The 6,127-nt window shown below is 39.4% G+C and carries 5 protein-coding genes; 1 reads left to right on the top strand and 4 read right to left on the bottom strand.

The features are described 5' to 3' along the window. Positions 1 to 204 precede the first annotated feature (204 nt). The 4 genes from J6O61_RS14250 to J6O61_RS14235 all read right to left on the bottom strand — a co-directional run bounded on the left by J6O61_RS14250 (position 205) and on the right by J6O61_RS14235 (position 4,259). Complete coding sequence (locus J6O61_RS14250) at positions 205 to 558, bottom strand: response regulator (RefSeq protein WP_292214590.1); 354 nt, start codon at positions 556 to 558, stop codon at positions 205 to 207. A gap of 24 nt (positions 559 to 582) precedes the next feature. Further along, positions 583 to 1,452, bottom strand: coding sequence for a chemotaxis protein CheX (locus tag J6O61_RS14245; protein WP_292214588.1), 870 nt, complete (start codon positions 1,450 to 1,452; stop codon positions 583 to 585). Positions 1,453 to 1,538: 86 nt separating this feature from the next. Next, entirely contained in the window at positions 1,539 to 2,870 is a 1,332-nt protein-coding gene (locus J6O61_RS14240) for an SseB family protein (RefSeq protein WP_292214586.1), read from the bottom strand. 99 nt (positions 2,871 to 2,969) lie between these two features. Continuing rightward, complete coding sequence (locus tag J6O61_RS14235; RefSeq protein ID WP_292214584.1) at positions 2,970 to 4,259, bottom strand: M18 family aminopeptidase; 1,290 nt, start codon at positions 4,257 to 4,259, stop codon at positions 2,970 to 2,972. A 169-nt stretch (positions 4,260 to 4,428) separates the two neighbouring features. On the opposite strand from J6O61_RS14235, the gene J6O61_RS14230 reads away from it, so the two are divergent. Further along, positions 4,429 to 5,574: a glycoside hydrolase family 88/105 protein gene (locus tag J6O61_RS14230; RefSeq protein ID WP_292214582.1), complete on the top strand. Its 1,146-nt coding sequence runs from the start codon at positions 4,429 to 4,431 to the stop codon at positions 5,572 to 5,574. Positions 5,575 to 6,127 lie beyond the last annotated feature (553 nt).

The raw sequence follows: 6,127 nt of genomic DNA, 5'->3' as shown, positions 1-6,127 counted from the left end.
TGTCCATTTTGGACTACCTCCTGTGATTTTACTTTGGTTGGCGAACCGTAAGTAATTCTATCACGGGAGGTTTTCTACTGTAAGCTAAAGCAGCTGTTGTCCCCCTGCATAGCAGGGGGTTTTATTAAAGATGCTACACAACTAAAATGCACATAAAAACGCCTTTTTGCTCCAACGTTTTTATGTGCATGATAATTTAAGGTATTAACAGCGCTTAAGTGCATCAAGAACCGCTTCTTCGATAAACGGTTTTGAGACAAACTCTACTGCCCCTATTTTAAGGGCTTCCATCATTTTTTCTTTTTGTCCGGCAGCTGTTATCATAACTACTTTTGCATCGGCATTATTCTTTTTTATAAGCTTAAGAGCTTCTATACCGTCCATCTCAGGCATAGTTATATCCATGGTCACTATATCCGGATGAAGCCTCACATACTGATCGAAGCCTTCCTGACCATTTATTGCTTCTCCCACAACCTTATATCCGGCTCTTTCAAGTATATCTGATAAAAATCTCCTGGATGTTCTTGAGTCATCAACAATTAAAACACTTTTCATTTAGTCAGCCTCCAAAAAATAAACTCAAATAATCCTAACTATTAACTTTATTTCGCTACCACTGATATATACCGGCATTACAACAATTCCGTCGTAATCTATACCGTTAAAAGCCACCATAAAGTCCGGTGGATTAAGCTCGATTTTTACTTCTTTTTTACTCTGCTCTGTAGCATAAAGACCATTAATACAGTTAATAAGCTCACAGGTCGCATCCAAGGCATCTTCGCTTGTTTCTATAAATTCTTCCTTGGTATAATCAATAGCAAGTCTTATTATGCTGTCTTTTTTTCCGGCAATGGCAACTACGCCGCTTACGTCACCATGAAAATGCTGATACCCGATTACCTCTTCCCTTACAGAATTAACAACATAAGATTTTCCAATATATACATGTGTATCAACAAGCCTGTACAAAGCCTTAATAGCCATGGAAAAGAGTCCTTTATAGGTCTCATTACCTGTATGTAAAAAAAGCGGAACAATATTATCAATATTCCCCGTCTTGAGTTCTACCATATCAATAGCGGTAGCACCGACATACGTTTCATATTCATTCTCAACTTCAGGAATCTTCTCCATTGGCAGAATGCCCTGATCTACTACAGCCTGGACAAAAGCCATGTAGCTGTTTCCCTGAAGCTTCAAAAGTCGCTCAACCTGTGCATCAGTAAGATATCCCCTCTCCACAGCGATATCGCCAAACCTCATATCCATAGAGGCCTGAAGCGCATTAACCTGTTCTGCCTGAGCTATGGTCATGAGCTTTTCTGATACTGCTACCACTCCAAGTTTTGCTCTATTAGATTCCTGTGCTTTAATGACCTGGTCAAGCTGATTTTTACTCATCAGCCCTTTCTCAACCATAAATGCACCCATTAGTCTGTCTAACATTACAACACTCCATATAAAAAAAGGAAAAACGGACAATAGCCTACTATATACTATTTTAGACTATTATCCGTTTATTAACAAGCTTATTATTGATTCTCAGGTTCTTTAAAATCTTCTGTCTCACGCTTTTCGTTCATCTTGGCCATTGCCTGATTGAGAGCCGCCTGAACTGCCGCTTCTTCGCTCATGGATGCTGTACTTTTTGGAGCTTCTTTTTTTACTCCTGCCTTTGCTCTCATGATCTGTGCCTGCTGTCCTGCAATTTCAATTGCCATCATTCTGTCCTTAGGCATTACAATGCTCTGTCCGTTAGGATTAATTCTTATTCCTTCTTTATCCTGAACAAATTTGAGAATGTCCTGATATTTGAACACAGCCGCATTCCACTCTGAACCATTTAATTTCTTACTGAACTCTATAGCATCAGTATATATTGGCAAAAACTGCTTATCATCCTTTGTCTTCATAACCAAAAACTTCAGCTTTGTGTCTTTACCCATCCTCATTCTTCCATCTTCAAGAACTTCAACAGGGCCTTCATGCTGCATAGGAACAATGAAATTAGCATTTCTGATGAGTGAAAGCATTCTCATTTCTTTTGCCTTCAAAACTTCAGCTCGTTTTTCATAAGACACAGGCCAGCGAAGCTCCTCAAGAAAGTCAATCATAGCAAAGTTAAGTTCCGGATTAACCGGTGACGCATCCTTCTTCTCGCCATTCCAATCCATTGGAGAAACCACAATCTCATTACGTTTAAATCTCGCCCTGTATGCGCCATTATCCACAATAAGGTTCTCAATTCCAATATAAAAAAGATAATCAAAGAATCCGCGTCTTACACCAGTCGGCGCCTCATCATTCTCAACCTTGACTTTTCTTACTACAAGCTTTCTATACTGACCTTCGAAAAGAGCCTTTGCCTTTTGGGCAAGCTCCTCCTCAAAATAGACATTGGCAAATCCATGGTCAATATAAGGATAGCCGGTAGACATGTCGTAAAGTACAAAAAGATCTTTTGCATCACGAATTCTTCCAAGTACTTCGTTGTAAACTTTTCTGTGATTTTTTTCAAACTCAGGCAGGGGAGCTGTCTTATTGAATACTTCCATAGCAGTAAGTAAAAACAATAACTCCTGACCGGACAAATCAACCAGTGCATCAATAGAGATCTCTGGCTCATATATAAGCTGTCCCACTTCACTCTTTCGTTCCGGTGAAACAGTTTCATCCATCTGAGATACTTCCGCATCCTTGATATTTACAGGATTAAGTCTCGGAATAGTAGGCCATTCGAGCTGCTCATGGGCTTTTCTTGCATCTGCAATTTCCTTTTCTCTTTTATTCTCAAACTCCTGAACCTTTAAAGCTTCCTCATCAACCTCGTTCTTTTTCCCACCAAATAAACCAAAAATTCCCATTAAAAAACTATCTCCTCTATAAAAATATAATTATTTCTGACTAAATATTACCAACTGTCCTTTTTGTAATATCCTGCAAAATACACTCTTAAATCTCAATTAAAGTGAATAAAATACCTTAGATGCCTTGGCAAGATATTCAGGGTCCTTTGCTCCTGCCGACTCGTAAGGTGAGTGCATAGCAAGCTGCGCAAGTCCTATATCCACTGTATCAACAGCAACCTGTGTTGTAGAAATATTACCAAGCGTAGAGCCACCCAGCGTATCGGAGCGGTTAGTAAATGTCTGGTAAGGAACCTTTGCTTTTTCACAAACATCCTTAAAGAATGCTGCTGAAAAAGCATCAGTTGTATATTTCTGATTGGCGTTGTACTTTATTACAATTCCCTTATTCATTACAGGTCTGTTAACCGGATCAGCTTTATCCACATGATTAGGGTGAACCGCATGAGCGTTGTCCGCAGAAATCATGAAACTGTTTGCAAGTGCAGTATAATACTGCTCTGTTGTTCTTCCAAGACACTCATTGATCCTTACAAGAGTAGCCTTTAAGAAAGTAGATGCAGCTCCCTGCTTGGTTCCGCTTCCAACCTCTTCATTGTCAAAAACACAATGAACTGGCACATTATCTTTTTCTTTTGACTTAAGGAAACCGTCAAAAGTAGTATAAACACATTCCTGATCGTCAATTCGCGAACATGAAATGTACTCGTCATTCGCTCCCCAGGTTGTCCACTTGACTCTGTTATAAAGAAACAGATCATGGCTTAAAATGTCTTCTTTTTTTATACCTGCACTTTCTGCCACCACATCAAAAAAACTGTCTTTAGAAGCCTCATCACCAAAAATCGGAAGCATATCGTTCTGAGCGTTATATTTGTATCCGTCATTTGCTTCACGGTTCATATGAATAGCGAGAGAAGGCAGCATAACAAGATCTCTGTCAACATTTACAAGCTTTTCTTCGATTCCTTTTTTGCCCTTAACAAATACTCTTCCGGCAACAGAAAGTGGTCTGTCAAACCATGGAGCGCAGAGCATTCCGCCGTATCTTTCGACATTGAGCTTTACATAAGCCCCGGCTGCTTCCATTTCGGGATTCTCCTTAATCTTGAATGAAGGAGAATCGCTGTGACTTGCAATCATATAAAATCCCTTGAAGTCTTTCTTGGGGATTCTGAATGAAATAATTGAAGAATCATTTCTTGTTACAAAATATTTACCGTTTACTTTAAGCTGCCAGGTATCTCTCTCTGAAAGCTCTTCGTATCCATTTTTTACAAGCTCTTTTTTCAGATTATCTACAACATGGAAACAAGTTGGTGAAGCATCTATAAAATCAAGCATTCTATTTGTAATATCTGCCATATCAAAAACCTCTCTTTTCATAGTAATATCATCCAAACAGTATATCATAAAATCAATAATATGTTATCCCCGATAAAAAATGCAATATATTCCATATGTTAGCAACTAATAATCTTGTGTTTTGTACATAATATCATTTATAATGTAAGCACTTACATTGTTTAATTTTGAGAAAGAAACGGAGATTCTGATGACAAGAGAAGAAACCTTTAAAATGCTGGAAGAATATGTGGATTTTCTCCTTGAAAAATCCGATGCCGAGCATCCTTATTGGAACATTGAAAATGTTCTCAGCGGCAAGCCAAACAAATGGAATTATATCGATGGCTGCATGATTACTGCAGTTCTTTCACTTTATGAACAGACAGGAAATAAAAAATACCTTGATTTTGCTGATAAATTTGTTGGCTGGTTCGTTCAGGAAGATGGACAGATCAAGACTTATAGCACCGAAGAGTACAATCTTGACAATATAAATCCATCCAAGAATCTCTTTAAACTATATGAACTTACCGGCAAGGAAAAATACAGAAAGGCAATGGATACTGTCAGAGCCCAGCTTGATACAATGCCCAGAACAAAAGCAGGCAACTTCTGGCACAAAAATATCTATCCATATCAGGTATGGCTTGACGGTATGTATATGGCTCAGCCTTTCTACATGGAATATGAAAGACGTTTCAACAAAATGCAGGGATGTCTTGACTCATTCAAGCAGTTCAAAAACGTTGAAACTCTTATGAAGGATAAAAAAACAGGTCTTTACTATCACGGATATGATGAGAGTAGAGAAATGTACTGGGCTGATAAAGAGACTGGTTGTAGCCCTAACTTCTGGCTTCGTGCCCTTGGATGGTTTACTGTAGCACTGGTTGATACTGCTGAAGCTATGGATGAATCTATGTACTACGAATACAGATATCTTCAGACAATGCTAAAAAATCTGGCTGATAGTCTCATTCCTTTCCAGGATGAAAGCGGAATGTTCTATCAGGTTGTTGACAAAGCAGATGACTCCAGAAATTATCTGGAAACGTCAGGAACCGCGCTTATTGCTTACGGTTTACTTAAAGGTGTGCGCCTTGGCTATATTCCTGAGCGTTTCAGAGAAGTTGCAATCAAGGCTTTCGATGGAATAGTTTCAAAATACCTTTCCCGCAATGAAGACGGCTCGCCAAGGCTTGGCGGAATCTGTCTCGTGGCAGGACTTGGCGGAGCGCAGCACCGTGACGGTTCACTTGAGTACTACTTCTCTGAGCCTGTTGTCGAAAACGAAGCTAAAGGTGTTGCCCCACTTATCCTTGCATATACAGAATTACTTAGATTGCATCAATAAATCTGTCGCTGTAGATTAGGGAGAGTATTCTGATATATGTAATTAGCATATATCAGAATACTCTCCCTTTGTATATGCGTAAGTGACTTCTCTAACTCTCTAAAAATTTTAGATTGCGGCAGCGTCCGCCACCATTGACTGAACCTGAGAAAAACGCCCTGCAGGCTTTGCCGACGGTGAGGATGATGGGAACAGTAGATTTTATCTCACCGTCGATTGCAGCATTGTAGCGTTTTCATCAGAACCCGTCAATGGCAAGCACCTGCGGTGTGGCTAGTTTTCTGCCTCGGGCTCTTAATCCGAGAACAGTAGGGATGGCTACTTTCAAGAATATGTGTGACTATATACCCGCGGCTACCATTGTAAAGGGTACGACAATGCTAGTTTGGGCATATAGCTTGATACCGGTTTTGCAGCCACCCCTCATCAAGTTTTACCACAGGAAAAATGGGCATATACGGCTATTCTTTATTCTCAGCCACCATTTTAACAGGTAACTTGGGTAAAAAAATATATATTACATTTCTTACCCTATCTTTCTGGTTTTCTTTGG

It is taken from the genome of Butyrivibrio sp. (genome assembly GCF_017635265.1).
Taxonomy (GTDB): domain Bacteria; phylum Bacillota; class Clostridia; order Lachnospirales; family Lachnospiraceae; genus Butyrivibrio.
This window is presented reverse-complemented; position numbering and strand designations above follow the sequence as displayed.

Coding starts and splice junctions, on each gene's coding strand:
- J6O61_RS14250 (WP_292214590.1), bottom strand. CDS start 558: ATGAAAAGTGTTTTAATTGTTGATGACTCAAGAACATCCAGGAGATTT.
- J6O61_RS14235 (WP_292214584.1), bottom strand. CDS start 4,259: ATGAAAAGAGAGGTTTTTGATATGGCAGATATTACAAATAGAATGCTT.
- J6O61_RS14230 (WP_292214582.1), top strand. CDS start 4,429: ATGACAAGAGAAGAAACCTTTAAAATGCTGGAAGAATATGTGGATTTT.
- J6O61_RS14245 (WP_292214588.1), bottom strand. CDS start 1,452: ATGTTAGACAGACTAATGGGTGCATTTATGGTTGAGAAAGGGCTGATG.
- J6O61_RS14240 (WP_292214586.1), bottom strand. CDS start 2,870: ATGGGAATTTTTGGTTTATTTGGTGGGAAAAAGAACGAGGTTGATGAG.